14 protein-coding genes are annotated in these 16510 nt (G+C 74.3%); 11 read left to right on the top strand and 3 right to left on the bottom strand.

What is annotated here, in order from left to right:
• Positions 1 to 63: 63 nt before the first annotated feature.
• Both prcB and prcA read left to right on the top strand, forming a co-directional pair.
• Complete coding sequence (gene prcB / locus LV78_RS25360; protein WP_253848134.1) at positions 64 to 912, top strand: proteasome subunit beta; 849 nt, start codon at positions 64 to 66, stop codon at positions 910 to 912.
• Positions 913 to 956: 44 nt separating this feature from the next.
• Positions 957 to 1739 carry a proteasome subunit alpha gene (gene prcA, locus LV78_RS25355; RefSeq protein WP_253848133.1) on the top strand — a complete coding sequence of 261 codons (783 nt, stop codon included), beginning with the start codon at positions 957 to 959 and terminating at the stop codon, positions 1737 to 1739.
• A gap of 82 nt (positions 1740 to 1821) precedes the next feature.
• On the opposite strand, the gene LV78_RS25350 is transcribed toward prcA, so the two are convergent.
• On the bottom strand, positions 1822 to 2571 hold the full coding sequence (locus LV78_RS25350; RefSeq protein ID WP_253848132.1) for an SDR family oxidoreductase: 750 nt from the start codon (positions 2569 to 2571) through the stop codon (positions 1822 to 1824).
• Positions 2572 to 2668: 97 nt separating this feature from the next.
• Between LV78_RS25350 and LV78_RS25345 the strand changes: the two genes are divergently transcribed.
• Positions 2669 to 3262, top strand: a complete 594-nt coding sequence (locus LV78_RS25345) for a TetR/AcrR family transcriptional regulator (RefSeq protein ID WP_253848131.1) — start codon at positions 2669 to 2671, stop codon at positions 3260 to 3262.
• 44 nt (positions 3263 to 3306) lie between these two features.
• On the opposite strand, the gene LV78_RS41740 is transcribed toward LV78_RS25345, so the two are convergent.
• Together LV78_RS41740 and LV78_RS25335 are read right to left on the bottom strand one after the other, a co-directional pair.
• Positions 3307 to 6102 (bottom strand): ATP-binding protein, encoded by a 2796-nt coding sequence (locus LV78_RS41740; RefSeq protein ID WP_253848130.1) that lies wholly within the window; start codon positions 6100 to 6102, stop codon positions 3307 to 3309.
• A gap of 107 nt (positions 6103 to 6209) precedes the next feature.
• A complete protein-coding gene (locus tag LV78_RS25335; protein WP_253848341.1) occupies positions 6210 to 7598 on the bottom strand; it encodes a bifunctional phosphatase PAP2/diacylglycerol kinase family protein in 1389 nt (462 codons plus the stop codon).
• 117 nt (positions 7599 to 7715) lie between these two features.
• On the opposite strand from LV78_RS25335, the gene pafA reads away from it, so the two are divergent.
• From pafA to LV78_RS25295, 8 genes are all read left to right on the top strand, one after another.
• Positions 7716 to 9074, top strand: a complete 1359-nt coding sequence (gene pafA / locus LV78_RS25330; protein WP_096492763.1) for a Pup--protein ligase — start codon at positions 7716 to 7718, stop codon at positions 9072 to 9074.
• 309 nt (positions 9075 to 9383) lie between these two features.
• Positions 9384 to 10301 (top strand): SRPBCC family protein, encoded by a 918-nt coding sequence (locus LV78_RS25325; RefSeq protein WP_253848129.1) that lies wholly within the window; start codon positions 9384 to 9386, stop codon positions 10299 to 10301.
• Positions 10302 to 11052: 751 nt separating this feature from the next.
• Positions 11053 to 12036 (top strand): helix-turn-helix transcriptional regulator, encoded by a 984-nt coding sequence (locus LV78_RS25320; protein WP_253848128.1) that lies wholly within the window; start codon positions 11053 to 11055, stop codon positions 12034 to 12036.
• Positions 12033 to 12998, top strand: coding sequence for a helix-turn-helix transcriptional regulator (locus tag LV78_RS25315; protein WP_253848127.1), 966 nt, complete (start codon positions 12033 to 12035; stop codon positions 12996 to 12998). Before LV78_RS25320 ends, LV78_RS25315 begins: the two co-directional genes overlap by 4 nt.
• 25 nt (positions 12999 to 13023) lie before the next feature.
• Entirely contained in the window at positions 13024 to 13305 is a 282-nt protein-coding gene (locus LV78_RS25310; RefSeq protein WP_253848126.1) for a bacteriophage holin, read from the top strand.
• Positions 13283 to 13570, top strand: coding sequence for a Sec-independent protein translocase subunit TatA (gene tatA, locus LV78_RS25305; protein WP_253848125.1), 288 nt, complete (start codon positions 13283 to 13285; stop codon positions 13568 to 13570). The genes LV78_RS25310 and tatA overlap by 23 nt, the downstream gene beginning before the upstream one ends.
• Before the next feature lie 265 nt (positions 13571 to 13835).
• Entirely contained in the window at positions 13836 to 14861 is a 1026-nt protein-coding gene (gene tatC, locus LV78_RS25300; protein ID WP_253848340.1) for a twin-arginine translocase subunit TatC, read from the top strand.
• A gap of 284 nt (positions 14862 to 15145) precedes the next feature.
• Entirely contained in the window at positions 15146 to 16084 is a 939-nt protein-coding gene (locus LV78_RS25295; RefSeq protein WP_253848124.1) for a diacylglycerol/lipid kinase family protein, read from the top strand.
• Positions 16085 to 16510: the final 426 nt, after the last annotated feature.

Below are 16510 nucleotides of genomic sequence, written 5' to 3'. Positions count from 1 at the left end.
CGGCCGCCGGTCACCTCTGCCGGTAGTCAGCACGAGCCTGCGGGACAGGAGAAGAAACAGCACATGGACAACAGCTCGACCGGGCGCTACCCGGCCGCGTCGCTGCCCCCGGCCTACCTCAGGCCGGGGTCTTCGTCGTTCACCGACTTCCTTCGCGCGCAGGCGCCCGAGCTCCTGCCCACCGCGCGGTCCTTCCCCGAGGGGAGCGTCGTGCAGGCGGCCCACGGCACCACGATCGTCGCGCTGACCTTCAAGGGCGGCGTGGTCATCGCGGGCGACCGGCGCGCCACCATGGGCAACGTCATCGCCCAGCGCGACATGAAGAAGGTCTTCGTCACCGACGACTACTCGGCGGTGGGCATCGCGGGCACCGCGGGCATCGCGATCGAGATCGTGCGGCTGTTCGCGGTCGAGCTGCGGCACTACGAGAAGATCGAGGGCGTCTCGCTGTCCCTGGACGGCAAGGCCAACCGGCTCTCCGGCATGGTCAAGGGCAACCTGGACGCCGCGCTGGCCGGTCTCGCCGTCGTCCCGCTGTTCGTCGGCTACGACACCGACGCCCCCGACCCCGACCGGGCCGGGCGGATCGTGTCGTACGACGTGACCGGCGCCCGCTTCGAGGAGACCCTGGGCTACCAGTCGGTCGGCTCGGGCTCGCTGTTCGCCAAGTCCGCCCTGAAGAAGCTCTACGACCCCGACGCGGACGCCGACGCGGCCGTGCGCGCGGCCGTCGAGGCCCTGTACGACGCGGCCGACGACGACTCGGCCACCGGCGGCCCCGACCTGGTCCGCCGGATCTTCCCGGTGGTCGTCACGGTCACCGCCGACGGCGCCGCCCACCTGCCCGAGGAGCGGACCTCGGCCATCGCCGAGACCGTCGTCGAGGGCCGCCGCGCCCGCCCGGCGGGCTGAGCCGTGCCCCCCGTGTTGTCCGCCCGAGCCCAGGAGCCGCACCAGTGACGATGCCGTTGTACGCCTCACCCGAGCAGATCCTGCGGGACCGCTCGGAGTACGCGAGGAAGGGCATTTCCAGGGGCCGCAGCGTCGTCGTGCTCAGGTACGCCGACGGCGTGCTGTTCGTGGCCGAGAACCCGTCGAGCACCCTGCACAAGGTCTCCGAGATCTACGACCGGATCGGCTTCGCGGCCGTGGGCCGGTACAGCGAGTTCGAGAACCTGCGGCAGGCGGGCATCCGCTTCGCCGACGTGCGCGGCTACCAGAACGACCCGCGCGACGTGACGGGCCGCTCGCTGGCGAACGTGTACGCGCAGACCCTCGGCTCGATCTTCACCGAGCAGATCAAGCCGCTGGAGGTGGAGATCTGCGTGGCCGAGGTCGGTCACACCCCGGAGCACGACACCCTCTACCGGCTGACCTACGACGGCTCGATCGTGGAGGAGCCGCAGCACGCCGTGATGGGCGGTCAGGCCGAGACGACGGCGACGGCGCTGAAGGAGGCCTACGAGGAGGGCCTCGACCTGGCGGCGGCGCTGCGCGTGGCCGTGAAGGCGCTGAGCGCGGGCTCGGCGTCCACCGGCAACGGCAAGCCGGACCTCCTGGAGGCCGCGAACCTGGAGGCGGCCGTCCTGGAGCGCGACCGCCCGAGGCGCGCGTTCCGCAGGCTCAAGGCCACCGCGCTGGCGGCCCTGCTGGAGGAGACGGCGGACGCGGCCCCGGACGCGGACGACGCGAAGTCCGCGAAGGACGTGAACCTCCCGCCGAACGACGACAAGGCCTGACCCCGGTCGAGCCCCCGAGGCCGTCCCCACCGCGCGGTGGGGACGGCCTCGGGCGCTTCCGGCCGTTCGCACCGGTCGGAGGTCACGCCTGGGCGGTGGGCCGGACCACGATCTCCCCGACGTCCACCCCGTCCGGCTGCCCGATGGCGTAGGCGATCGCCTCGGCCACCGCGACCGGCGGCATCGCGGTGTCCTCGCCCAGCGCCTTCAACCCCTCCCGCGCGGCCGGGCTGGTCACGTGCTCGGCGAACGCGGTGGCGGTGAACCCCGGCGAGACGACCGTGACCCTGAGCCGCTCACCCGCCTCCTGCCGCAGCCCCTCGGAGAACGTCCGGACCGCCGCCTTGGTCGCCGAGTACACCGCCTGGGCGGGCACGACCCGGTGCGCCGAGGTGGACGCGACGTGCACGAAGTGCCCCCGCCCCTGCGCCCGGAACACCGGCAGCGCCGCGGCGACCCCGTGCAGCACCCCCTTGAAGTTCGTGTCGACCATGGCCTCCCAGTCGTCCACCCGCAGCTCGTCCAGCGGCGACACCGGCATCACCCCGGCGTTGGCCACCAGCACGTCCACCCCGCCGAACCGCTCCAGCGCCACCCCGACCAGCTCCCGCACCTCCTCCCGCCGCCGCACGTCCACCCCCACCGCGACCGCCGCGCCCCCGCCCGCCCGCACCTCGGCGGCGACCTCCTCGGCCCGCTCCGCCCGCCGGGCCCCGAGCGCGACCCGCGCCCCGAGCCCGCCGAGCAGCCGGGCCGTGGCGGCCCCGATCCCGCTGCCGCCGCCCGTGACGACGACGACCTTGCCGCTGATCCGATCCGCGTTGCCCGACAATGGGACCTCCTGGAACGAGCACTCGTGTAAGAGACCTCTTACACACTCCAATGTAAGAGGTCTCTCACCGACTTGTCGAGCGCGTGAGGAGCGCCCCGTGGCCAAGCGCCCGACCTACCACCACGGCGACCTGCGAGCAGCGCTCGTGGACGCCGGTCTGACCCTGGTCGCCGAAGGCGGCCTGCCCGCCCTGTCCGTGGCCGAGGCCGCCCGCCGGACCGGCGTCAGCCCCGGAGCCCCCTACCGGCACTTCCCCGGCCGGGAGGACCTGCTCGCGGCGGTGGCGACCAGGCTGGCGACCCTGCTGGCCGAGGAGATGCGCCGGGCCACCGCGCCCCTGCCCACCCCGGAGGCCCGCCTGGCCGCAGCCGCAGGAGCCTGCGCCGTCGTCACCGCGCGCCACCGAGCGGGGATCGACCTCGTGTTCGCCGAAGAGCTGCGCGCGCGCGACGACCGGGCCCTGGCCGAGGCGGGCCGGGCCGTGATGGACCACCTGCTCCCGGACGCCCTGACCGTCACCGGGACCCCGGAGGCGGCCCTGGCCCTGCTGGAGAAGCTGGTGGCGACCGCCCACGGCCACGCGGTCCTGCTGCTGACCGGCTTCGCCCGCCGCTTCGTCCCGGACGAGCAGGCCCTGCTCGCGTCGGCCACCGAGTCAGCCGCGATCCTGATCGCAGCCGCCCGCGCCTGACCACGCGGCCCCCGCCCGCGCGACCCACGCGCGCGGGCGCCCGGTCACCCCCGCCCGGACAACCGCTGCACCACGCCCACCCTGGACCGCACCCCCAACTTCGTGAACACCCGCGCCAGGTGCGCCTCGACCGTCTTCGCCGACAACGACAACCGCTCGGCGATCTCCCGGTTGGTCAACCCCTCGCCCACCAGCCGGGCGACCTCCCGCTCCCGCCCCGACAACGCCTCCACGGTCCCCACCGCCTCGGGCCGCCGGGGCCTGGGCGCCCGAGCCCCCAACCGCGACTCCCCGGCCCGGACCCGCCCCAGCAACCACAGCGCCCCGCACGCCGAGAACCCGCTCTTGGCCCGCCCGAACGCCGCCCGAGCCGCCTCGAAGTCCCCGGCGGCGGCCAACGACGACGCCGCCCGCTCGTGCCCCAGCGCGACCTGCAGCGGGGCCTCGGCCTCGCCGAACCGCTCCACCGCCACCCCGGCCTCGTCCACCGACTCGGCCAACCGCCCGCAGGCCGCCAGCACCCCGGCCCGAGCCAGCGCGGCCTCACCCCGCTGGAACGCGATCCCCAGCTCGTCCGCCACCCGCACCGCGTGCTCGGCCAGCCCCAGCGCCTCGTTCCACGCCCCGCCCCCGGCCTGGCACACCGCCAGCACCCCGCACCACCGCACCGAGGCCAGTCCGCGCGCCCGCGTTCCCCCGGCGCCCGCGTGCCGCCCGGCCAGCTCCCCGGCCCGCCGCAGCTCCCCGGCCCTGACCAGCGCCACCGCGACCGCCGCGTCCATCTCCCGCGCCCACCACCCGGACCGGGGCCGCCCCTCCTCGGCCAGGTCCAGCGCCGCCGTGGGCCCCCGCCGCCACAGCACCGGCTCGATCCGCGCGGCCACCGCCATCGCCGCCAGCTCCGGGCTCCCCAGCGCCTCGGCCGCCTCGTGCGCCTCCTCGGCCGTCTCCACCGCCACCGCCAGCTCCCCGCGCGACGCGGCCAGGTCGGCCACCACCACCCGCAGGTACGGCCGCACGTGCGCCCGCCCGGTGGCCAGCGCGACCTCCTCGCCCCGCCGCAGGTGCCGCTCGGCGTCCTCCCGCGCCCCGAGCCGCAGCTCCAACCACCCCAGTGGCGGCAGCACGTGCAGGTGGTCCCGCAGCGCCGTGTCCGGCAACCCGTCCACCAACCGCACCGCCGACGCGGCCCAGGTCCGCGCGGCCCCGGCGTCGCCGTCCTGCAACGAGGTCAACCCGACCAGCATCGACGCGGCGGCCTCCTGCCCCCGGTCCCCGCGCTCCCGCCCGTCCACCACGGCCTCGCGCGCCAGCGCCGCGCACGAGGCGGTGTCCCCGCGCAGCACCTCGGTGGCCGCCAGCTCCACCAGCAGCGGCCCCCGGCCGCCGCCGGTCCCGCCCGCCGCCAGCTCGGCCTCCAGCAACGCCCTCGACTCGTCGAACCGCCCCAGCAGCCGGTCCGCGACCGCGCTGAACCGCACCGCCTCCCGCCGGTCCGGCACCGCCGAGTCCAGCACCCCGTGCAGGATCCGCCTGCTCTCCGGCAGCCGCTCCGCCAACCCGACCGCCCGAGCCAGCAGCACCCGCAGCCCGGCCGACCGGCCGTCCCCCTCGGGCAGCAGCTCCAACGCCGTCCGCAACCACCCGGCGGCGCTGGCGGGCGCGCTGTCCACCGCCACCACCGCCGCGTCCACCAGCGTCCCCACCGCCACGTCGTCCCGCCGGGCCGCCCGACTCGTGTGGTGCGCCCGCAGCGCGAGCGGCCCGCCGCAGGCCCGCAGGTGCTCCTCGGCCCGCCGGTGCGCCCCGATCCGCCACGCCGCCCCCGCCGACTGGTACGCCGCCGCCCTGACCAGCGGGTGCCGGAACCGGAACCGCCCACCGGACGGCCGCAGCACCCCCAGCTCCGTCAGCTCGTCGACCGCCGCGAACACCTCGTCCTCCGGCAGCCCCGCCACCGCGACCAGCAACCCCACCTCGGCGGTGTCCCCGGCGACCGCCGCGGCGTGCGCCACCCGCAACCGGTCCGGCGCGAGGTCCCGCAGCTCCCCGGTCAGCAGCGCCCCCAGCCTGCGCGGCAGGTCCTCGGGATCGGTGTGCTCCCGGTCCAGCGCCGCCAGCGCCCGCTCGTCCAACCGCGCCAGCGCGTCCAGGTACAGCGGGTTCCCGCCGCTCACCCTGGTCAGCAGCTCCCGCCTGCGCGCGGGCACGTCCGGCAGCAGCACCGCCACGTCCCGCTCCACCAGCGGCGCGGGCGCCAACCGGGTCACCTCGGCGCGGGTGCGCCCCAGCGCGGCGGGCAGCCCGGCGGGCACCTGGTGCGCCCGGTACGCGACCGCCACGACCAGCGGCGCCTCCGGCAGGTCCAGCAGCAGCGACTCCAGCAGCTCCAGCGACGCCACGTCGGCCCAGTGCACGTCGTCCAGCAGCACCACCAGCCCCGACGGCCTTGCCCGCCTGCCGAGCGTGCGCCGCACCGCCCGGTGCAGCCGGTACCGGTGCGCGACCCCGGCCTGCCCGGCCTCACCCGGCGCGCCCTCGGGGGTGAGCGAGTCCAGCAGCGCCTGCGTCGTGTCGTCCGGCTTCAACCCGCCGAGCGCCTCGGCGACGATCCCGAACGGCACCCCGCGCTCGTACTCCCCGGCCCGCCCGGAGACCACCTCGAACGACCGCTCCAGCGCCAGGACCGCCAGCTCGTCCAGCAGCGCGGTCTTGCCGATCCCCGGTTCCCCGTGGACCTCCACCACCTGCGGCGACCCGGTCCCGGCCGCGCGCGCCACCGCCTGCCGCAGCGCCTCGACCTCGACGTCCCTGCCCGCTGCCGCCCGACCGGCGCCCACTGACCTACCCGCACCTTCCCGCCGCCCGGAACCGCGATCACCGCCGAGCCTAGGGGCCGAGCGCGACCACGTCGATCAACCCGACCGCCGGGGGACCCGAGAGCGCCTCAAGCCCGGTAGATCCCCAGCGCGGCGGGCCGAGCCCGGAACGAGAACCGCGACCCGGTCGGCCCGACCTCCCCGTCCGTCGCGATCGCCACCGACCGCCCCAGCACCCGCACGTCCAACCGCCGCGTCTCCATGTGCCGGTAGGTGCGGCTGCGGTGCAGCGACCCGAGCAGCGCGCCCAGGAAGAACCGGGTCCGCGACATCCTCGTGTCGGCCCGGATGAACCGCACGTCCATCAGCCCCCGGTCCAGCGCGGGCCTGGTGGTCGGTGCGAACCCCTTCGGCCGGTACGGCCCGTTGCCCACGAACAGCATCCACACCAGGTGCGGCTCGCCGTTCAGCTCCACCCGCAGCGGCTTGGACGTGGCCAGCACCCGCCCCATCGCGATCGCGGCGGCGGGCCACTTGCCCCACCGGTGCTGGAGCTTGTCGCGCAGCCGCACCATGTCCGGGTAGCCGCCCAGGCTCGCCGTGTTCACGAACCAGCGCGGGTCGGCCCCGTCGACCTGCACCGTCGACAGGTCCACCACCACCCCGTCACCGGCCGCGACCGCCCGCGCCGTGTCGTACAGCCCGGTCACGCCGACGTCGCGCGCGAAGTGGTTGAGCGACCCGGCGGGCACCAGGACCAGCGGCAACCGGTTCTCGGCGGCCACCGCCGCGACCGCGGCCACCGACCCGTCCCCGCCCGCGACGCCCAGCGCGCGCGGCCGGTGCTCCAGCACGGCGCCCAGCTCGTCGATCCCGACCAGGATGGCCTTGGGCCACTGCTCGGCGATCGCCTCGGACGGGTCCGCCGAGGTGAACCCGGCGCTGGGGTTGACCACCACGACCAGCCCCTCGCCCTCCGCCAGGGCGTCCAGCGACGCGTGCTCCCTGGCCGACGCCGGCTCGTCGCGGCCCAGCGGCCACCAGCGCCGGGTCAGCAGCCCCGCGCCCACCCCGACCGCCACGCCCGCCGCCACGTCCGACGGCCAGTGCACCCCGGTGTGCACCCGCGAGTAGGCCACCGCCGCCGCGATCGGGGCGATCGCGACCGCCGCGATCGGGTGATCCATGGCCACCGCCGTGGTGAACGCGGCGGCCGACGCCGAGTGCCCCGACGGGAACGAGGACGAGGTGGGCCGCTTGGTCAGCCTGCGCGGCACGTCCAGCAGGTCGGCGGCGGGGCGGCGGCGCGGGAACAGGGTCTTGCCGACCAGGTTCGCCGACGCGCTGGCCCCCGCGATCGCGGCGATCCCGCGCAGCGCCGCGTGCCTGCCCCTGCCCTTGCGCAGCGCCAGCACGCCCGCCACCGCGAACCACAGCACGCTGTGGTTCGCGGTCTTCGTGAGCGCCTTCAGCCCCCGGTCCAGCCGCGACGGCGGCAGGTCGGCGACGCGCTCCATCAGTGCCTGATCCAGTTGGTTCACACGTCGGCGCACACCCGGAACGTTATCGGCGAACGCGCCGCTCCGCCCGATTGGATCACTGGACGCGGGCCGGGATGCGCCTACTGTTGAGGGATGCAGCGGCGGATCTTCGGCATTGAGACTGAGTTCGGGGTGACCTGCACCTTCCACGGGCAGCGCAGGCTGTCCCCGGATGAGGTCGCGCGGTACCTGTTCCGCCGGGTCGTGTCCTGGGGGCGGTCCTCCAACGTCTTCCTGCGCAACGGCTCGCGGCTCTACCTGGACGTGGGCTCGCACCCCGAGTACGCGACGGCGGAGTGCGACGACCTGGCCCAGCTCGTCAGCCACGACAAGGCGGGCGAGCGCATCCTGGAGGACCTGCTCGTCGACGCCGAGCGCAGGCTCGCCGACGAGGGCATCGGCGGCGACATCTTCCTGTTCAAGAACAACACCGACTCGGCGGGCAACTCCTACGGCTGCCACGAGAACTACCTCGTCGCCCGCGCGGGGGAGTTCTCCCGCATCGCCGACGTGCTGCTGCCGTTCCTGGTGACCCGCCAGCTGATCTGCGGGGCGGGCAAGGTGCTCCAGACCCCGCGCGGCGCGGTCTACTGCCTGTCCCAGCGCGCCGAGCACATCTGGGAGGGCGTCTCGTCGGCGACCACCCGGTCCCGGCCCATCATCAACACCCGCGACGAGCCGCACGCCGACGCCGAGCGCTACCGCAGGCTGCACGTCATCGTCGGCGACTCGAACATGTCCGAGGTGACCACGCTGCTCAAGGTGGGCAGCGCGAACCTGGTCCTGGAGATGATCGAGCAGGGCGTGCAGTTCCGGGACTTCAGCCTGGACAACCCGATCCGAGCCATCCGCGAGATCAGCCACGACCTGACCGGGCGGCGCACGGTCAAGCTGGCGGGCGGCAAGGAGGCGTCGGCGCTGGACATCCAGCGCGAGTACTACGAGCGGGCGGTGGAGCACGTGGCCAAGCGCTCGCCCGACCCGATGGCCGAGCGGGTGCTGGAGCTGTGGGGCCGCACGCTCGACGCGGTGGCCGCGCAGGACCTGTCGAAGATCGACCGCGAGATCGACTGGGCGATCAAGCACCGGCTGCTGGAGCGGTACCAGGCCAAGCACGACATGGACCTGTCGAACCCGCGCATCGCCCAGCTGGACCTGGCGTACCACGACATCCGGCGCGGGCGGGGGGTGTTCGATTTGCTCCAGCGCAAGGGGCAGGTCGAGCGGGTGACCGACGACGGCGAGATCGAGGCGGCGAAGGACACCCCGCCGCAGACCACGCGGGCGAAGCTGCGCGGTGACTTCATCGCGGCGGCGCAGGCGGCCGGACGGGACTTCACGGTCGACTGGGTGCATCTGAAGCTGAACGACCAGGCGCAGCGGACGGTGCTGTGCAAGGACCCGTTCCGGGCGGTGGACGAGCGGGTGGAGCGGCTGATCGCGTCGCTGTAGGGGCTTTTCGGCTGCTGAGGCCCACAGGCCACAGGCCGCAGGCCTGGGACTTGGACCTGGTCCTGGACTTGGTCTTGGACCTGGTTCTGGACTTGGTCTTGGACCTGGTTCTGGTTCCCGTCGCGGGCACGCCGCCGCGGCGGGACGGGGTGCATCGGGACGGGGCGTGTCGCCGCGGCGGGACCGGGTGTGTCGCCGTGACGGGATCGGGCACGCCGCCGCGTCGAGACGGGGCACGTCGCCGTGACGGGATCGGGTGCGCCGTGGTCTGCTGGTTCCTCGCTGTCGTCGGGACGTCAGGGGGTCGCTGTGGGCGAGACGGTGCGGTTGGCGGTGCGCGCGGGCGTTCCGGTCGAGCGGGTGTGGCGCGCGCTGACCGAGCAGGCCGAGGTCCGGGCGTGGCTGGCCGAGGAGTCCGAGGTCGACCTGCCCACCCGCTTCACGTTCGGGGGACGCCAGTCACCCGGCGGTGAGCAGCGGGTACTAGCCGTGGTCGACGGCGAGGCGGGGGACCGGGCACTCACCCTCGGGTGGGACGTCGGCGGCGAGCAGACCACGGTCGAGTTCCGCTTGGTCACGGACGGTGGCGGCACGCAGGTGCACTTGGCGCAGAGCCACTTCCCCGGTTGGGAGGCGGCGGTCGCCGAGGAGGGCGTGCTGGCCTGGCTGTACACCTTCTGGGTGCTGGCCCTGTGCGACCTAGTCGACCACGTCGAGGGCCGCGAGGTGGGCCCGAGGCCGGACTTCACGCCGGGCCTAGCCGAGTTCCGAGCCGAGGTGCTGATCCGCGCACCCCGCCCCGAGGTGGCGGCGTCCCTGGTGGAGCCGGAGCGCTACGAGCGCTGGTTCGGCGCGAAGGTCGACATCGAGCCCTGGCCGGGAGGCCGCTTCGCAATGGGCGGTTTCGACCTGGACCCGTCCCCCGGACAGGTGGCGGCGTACGAGCCCGACCGGATGATGCGCATCGCCTGGGGCCGCTCGACGCACACCTGGGAACTGTCCGACGCCACCAACGCCACCAACGCCACCGACGCCGAGGAGGGCACCACCCTGGTGGTCACCCAGTCCGGCTTCGACCCGGACCACCCACCGCACGGCGAGTGGGCAGGCTGGCTGGGCGGCCTGGCGGGCCTGCGCCGCTACCACGAACTGCCGAACACCCCACCGATCTGGCTCCCCGGCGACGTGCCCGGTCTACCCGAGGGAATGCTCACCGAAGACGACTGACCCGCCCCAGCAGACCACAACCACCCCACCCACGACCACCACCACCTACTGCACCCCACCTACTGCAACCTGACCAGCCACTGGTCACCTGCCTGCCTGCCTGCCGCGCCACCCAACGCCTCTCGTTCGGGCGGTTTCGGGGGTGAATGGTCCGCACGCCTGGGGTGAACGGTCCGCACGCTCACGAGTGAGGCGAACGGTCCGCACATCCGGGGCGAACGGTCCGCACACCTGGGGTGAGTGGTCCGCACATCCGGGGTGAATGGTCCGCACACCTGAGGTGAGTGGTCCGCACACTTGCGAGTCGGGTGAGTGGTTCGCATTTCCGGGGGCGAACGGTCCGCACGTCTGCAGGGTGGGGTGAGTGGTCCGCACATCCAGGGTGAGTGGTCCGCACGCCTGGGGTGAATGGTCCGCACGCTCGCGAGTGGGGTGAACGGTCCGCACGGTCGTGAGTGAACGGTCCGCACATCCGAGGGGGAACGCTGGCCCCTGACCGACCGGCCGCCCCCGCCAACCCGCCATCCACCACCCAACCCACCCCGCCCCACCTCGCCCACCCCACCCCGCCCCACCTCACCCACCCCGCCCGCTCCGCCACGGCGGTGCCCCCGCCATCCAAGCGAACGGCCCACTCACCAACTCCCACCCACCCCTCCCACCAGCCAAAACCCACCCCAACGGACCATTCGCCCACCAAACCACCGGGGATGCCCACCACCCCACCCCCCTCCGGGGTTAGGGTTCCGTCGTGGCCACCGCACGTGCTGAGCGGCTCGTCAACCTGGTCCTGTGCTTGCTTTCCACTCGCCAGTACCTGACCGCCGAGCGCATCCGCGCCATCGTCCCCGGATACACCGACGCCGCGACGGACGAGGCGTTCTTCCGCATGTTCGAGCGCGACAAGTCCGAGCTCCGCGACCTGGGCGTCCCCCTGGAGACCGGGCGCAGCGGCGCCTTCGACTCCGTCGACGGCTACCGCATCGCCCGCCGCGACTACGAGCTCGGCGACATCGACCTCGAACCCGACGAGGCCGCCGCCGTCGCGCTCGCCGGCCGCCTCTGGGACTCCCCGCAGCTCACCGGCGCCGCCCACGGCGCGCTGCTCAAGCTGCGCGCGGCGGGCGTCGACGTGGACCAGGACGTGCACGTGCCGGTCGAGCCGAAGGTCCGGGCGACCGAACCGGCGTTCCCGCCGCTGCTCGCCGCCTCCCAGACCGGCCGCGTGGTCGAGTTCGACTACCGCCGCCCCAGCCCGGTCGAGGTGCGCACCCGCACCGTCGAGCCGTGGGGCGTGGTGGCCTGGCGCGGGCGCTGGTACCTCGTCGGGCACGACCGGGACCGGGCGGCCACGCGGTGCTTCCGGCTGTCCCGGATCGTCGGCGACGTGCGCACCCTCGGCAAGCCCGGTGCCGTGACCAGGCCCGACGACGTCGACCTGCTCGGCTTCGTCGCCCGCACCCAACCCTCCCCGCAACCGCCCGCGCCCGCGAAGCTGTGGGTCGCCAAGGGCCGAGGCCACGGACTGCGCCGCCGCGCGCGCGTCGTGGGGGAGCGCGAGCTGGACGGCGTCCCCGGCGACCTGCTGGAGATCGAGCTGAACTTCCCGGACTCGGCCGCGGGCTGGATCGCGGGCTTCGGCCCCGACGCCGTCGTGCTGGAGCCCGAGGTGCTGGCCAAGAGCGTGCGCGAACGCCTGCTCGGCGCGCTGCGCGGGACGGGGGTGGTCGCGTGACCTCGGCGAACGACCGGTTGCCGAGGCTGCTCGCGCTGGTCCCGTACCTGCTGGCCCGCCCCGGCATCCCGATCGTCGAGGCCGCCGCCGACTTCCAGGTCACCCCCAAGCAGCTGCGCAAGGACCTGGAACTGCTCTGGATGTGCGGCCTGCCCGGCTACGGCCCCGGTGACCTCATCGACCTCTCGTTCGAGGGCGAGACGGTCACCGTCACGTTCGACGCGGGCATGAGCCGCCCGCTGCGGCTGACCGCCGCCGAGGCCACCTCGCTGCTGGTGGCGCTGCGCGCGCTCGCCGACACGCCCGGCGTCGCCGACAAGGCCGCCGTCGAGCGCGCCGTCGCCAAGGTCGAGTCCGCCGTCGGCCAGGCCCAGCCCTCCGGCGTCGCGGTCGGCCTTGCCGTGCGCGAGGGCCCGGAGACGGCGCGGGTGCGGGACGCCATCGCCGAGGGCGTGCGCGCCCGCCGCGCGCTCGCCCTGCGCTACTACACGCCGTCCCGCGACGAGATCACCGACCGCGTCGTGGACCCGATGCGGATGCTGCTGGTCGAGGGCCGCAGCTACCTGGAGGCCTGGTGCCGGGCCGCCGACGGGGTGCGGCTGTTCCGGGTCGACCGGGTCGACGCCGTCGAGGTGCTCGACGAGCCCGCCAGCCCACCGCCGCACGCCGTGCCCACCGACACCTCCGAGGGCCTGTTCCAGCCCGACCCGGACCAGCGCACCGCCGTGCTCGTGCTGGAGCCGGACGCCCGCTGGTTCGCCGAGTACTACCCGACCGAGGCGATGGTCGAGCTGCCGGACGGCCGCGCGCGCGTGCTGATGCGCTACACCGACACCGCCTGGATGGTCCGGCTCGTGCTCGGGCAGGGCGGCGAGGTGCGCGCCGAGGAGCCCGCCGAGCTGGTCGAGGCCGTGGCGCGGCAGGCGAGGGCGGCATTGGACCGGGCGGATCAACTTCACTGAACCGCTTGCCTATACGGTTGTCGGTGTGCCGTACTTGCCGTCCCTAGCACTGGTGCTGCTCGGGCTGGTCATCCTGGTGGTGGCCGTGCTCAAGGTCACCCGGTCGTTGCGCCGCGTCCGCGCGGCAAGCACTCTGATGAGCGACAGGGTCGGCGATCGGGTCGGCTTCCTCCGCGCGCGCCTGGCCGCGCTCGGGGTGGCCTTCCAACAGCGGCGTCCGGACCAGGCCCGCCAGGGCGAACCCCGGCTACGATCGAGGAACCGGGGCCGACAGGAGGAACACCATGCCCAATCTCGGAGTACCTGAACTGCTGATCATCGCCGTGGTGGTCCTGCTGCTGTTCGGGTCGAAGAAGCTCCCGGACATGGCCCGCTCGCTCGGCCGCTCGGCGAAGATCCTCAAGGCCGAGACCAAGGGCCTGCGCGAAGAGGACCAGACCCAGCAGCCGGTGCAGCAGGTCCAGCCGGTGCAGCAGCCCGTCCAGCCGCTGCCGACCGCCCAGCCCCAGCAGGTGGCCCAGCCGGTGCAGCAGCAGCCGGTCGCCCAGCCGGTGCAGCCCAAGCAGGACTGACCCGGTTGCCCGCGCCGCTCGCGGCCGGGCAGCGAGACCGGCGGCGAGCCGGTCGACGACAGAAACCGGTCGCGCCGCGAGCGGCACGGGCCGCCACCCGTGCCCTGCGCGCGACCTCGCCGAACGACGAGCGGTGCCGGGCGAGCCAGTCCCGGCCGACGAGCAGTGAAGGACGGTCCACGCCGTGGGGGCGAGCCCTGGGTGGTTGTCGCGCAGGCGGGAGAGCCGCAAGCTGAAGAGCAGGCGGCACAACCCCGAAGGCACCATGTCGCTGCGCGACCACCTCTACGAGCTGCGCAACCGGCTCGGCTGGGCGCTGCTCTTCGTCACGATCGGCGCGATCTTCGGCTTCATCTGGTGGAGCTGGCGCATCCTCGGCACGCCCAGCCTCGGCGACATCATCATCTCGCCGTACTGCGGCATCCCGCTGGAGGACCGGTTCAACCAGAACCAGGAGTGCCAGCTTCTCCAGACCCAGCCGTTCGAGGCCTTCATGATCCAGTTGAAGGTCGGCGCGGCGGCGGGCGCGGTGCTCACCGCGCCGCTGTGGCTGAACCAGCTGTGGCGGTTCATCGCCCCCGGCCTGTACGCGAAGGAGCGCAAGTTCGCGCTGATCTTCGTCGGGGTGGCGTCGCTGCTGTTCCTCGCGGGCGCGGTGCTGGCGTTCTACGTCGTGCCGCAGGGCCTGTCCGTGCTGGTCGGGTTCGGCGACAACAAGTTCCTGACCGCCTTGTCGGGCACCGCGTACATCGACTTCGTGCTGGCGCTGCTGATCATCTTCGGGGTGAGCTTCGAGCTGCCGCTGGTGGTGGTGATGCTGAACGCGGTCGGCATCCTGCCGTACGAGAAGCTCAAGCGCTGGCGCCGAGGGCTGATCTTCGGGTTGTTCGTGTTCGCCGCGTTCGCGACGCCGGGCACCGACCCCATCTCGATGGTCGCGCTCGCGATCTCGCTGGCGCTGCTGTTCGAGATGGCCACCCAGATCGCCCGCCTGCACGACAAGCGCAAGGCGCGCAAGCGCCTGGAGGAGGGGTTCGGCCCCGAGGAGAACTGGGAGGGCCTGTCCGACGACGAGGCCTCGCCGTTCGACTACACGCCGTCGCAGGTGGAGGACACCGGCCAGGGCAGGACCGCGACCCAGACCGCGCCCACCCAGACCGCGCCCACTCAGACCACCGCGCAGCCGCAGCCCGTGCCGCCGCAGACCGCCGCGCAGCCGCAGTCGCAGCCTCCGACCCAGCCCGCCGCCCAGCCGGAGCGCAGGGTGAACTACGACGAGGACGCGACCTGATCCGCGTGCCCTTGATCCGCGTGCGCTGATCCGCGTGCGACGACCTCCGAGGACCGGCCGGGCCCAGCCCAGCCGGTCCTCGGCGTTCCGGGGTCTCCGGCGTTCCACGTCCCTACGCGCTCCCGGCCCTACGCGCTCCTGGCCACGTCACACTCCTGGCCGCTCCACGCTCTCGGCCGCACCACGCTCCCGCTTCTCAGCGCACCCGCGCACCCGCGCACTTCGTGTTCCCGCGCACTGCGAGCGCCCCCCGCCCTCCCGCTCCTAAGCTCGCAGGGTTCCGCGTGGGCAGCACCACCCCGACCGACTGGAGCGCCGCCGTGACCAGAGCCGCCCTGCTGGTGTCGCCGAACTCCGGAGGGGGAGCCGCCGCGCGGATCGCGGGCACCACCGCGGCCCTGCTGCGCGAGTCCGTGGACGTCCTCGACCTGCTGGTCCCCACCAGCACCGCCGAGGCCGCGGAGCTGGCCGCGCGGGCGGTGGGCTCGAACGCGGATGCTCTGGTCGTCCTGGGCGGCGACGGCGCCGCGCACGTGGCCCTCCAGGCCTGCGCGGGCACCCCGACCGCGCTGGCCGTCATCCCGGCCGGGACCGGGAACGACCTGGCCAGGGCGCTGGGCACCCGTTCGGCGGCGGACCTGGCCCCGGCCCTGCGCTCGGGCGAGCGCCGCCGGGTCGACCTCGGCCGGGTGCGCGGCGGGCGGTGGTTCGCGACGGTGCTGTGCGCGGGCTTCGACTCGGCGGTCAACGCGCGGGCGAACCGGATGCGCTGGCCCGCCGGTCCGCGCCGCTACGACCTGGCCCTGCTCGCGGAGCTGCTCGGCCCGCGCCCCGGCAGGCTGCTGCTGGGCACCCCGAACGGCGAGATCGGCGTGAACGCGCTGCTGGTCGCGGTCGGCAACACCGGCAGCTACGGCGGCGGCGTCCCGGTCTGCCCCGGCGCCGACCCGGAGGACGGGCTGTTCGACGTCACGGTGGTGGAGGCGGTGAGCAGGCGGACCCTGCTGCGCGTGCTGCCCACCCTGCGCACCGGCGACCACACCGCGCACCCGGCGGTGCACACCTTCCGCGCGTCCTCGATCCGCCTGGCCGGACCCGCGTGGACCGCCTACGCGGACGGCGAGCGCCAGCGCGCCCTGCCGGTGACCGCGACGTGCGTGCCTGGCGCGCTTACCACTATTCCTTCAGTGCAGACCGATTCCAATATTCCGGCGCGAACCTGAGCGACCGAGCGGCCCCAACCCGCAAGGCGCACCCACCCCGCAAGGCGCACCCGACCGACCACCTCCGCCCCACCGGGTGCCGCGCCCTACCGGTTACCCCGCCGCGCCGAGCACCGCTGTCCGGCTGGGCGCACCTGCCCCGCCGAGCATCCCCGCCCCGCCAGCCACCCCGCCCCTCAGTGCGCCCCGACCCGCCACCCGCCCCGCACCGCCGAGCACCTCCGCCCGGCTGGGTGCCCACGCCACCCCGGCTCCCGACCCCCGCCCCACCGAGAACCTCCGCCCGCCACCGCCACCGCCACCACCATCACCATCACCACCGCCGCCACACCCCACCCACCAACGACGACTTCACCACCCCACTCCCGCCCCCTCACCAGGACGATCGCCCCCAGCCGACCTCGCGTGGAAAAAATGACCACAGCT

This window comes from Actinosynnema pretiosum (assembly GCF_024171695.1).
GTDB classification, from domain to species: domain Bacteria; phylum Actinomycetota; class Actinomycetes; order Mycobacteriales; family Pseudonocardiaceae; genus Actinosynnema; species Actinosynnema pretiosum.
This window is presented reverse-complemented; position numbering and strand designations above follow the sequence as displayed.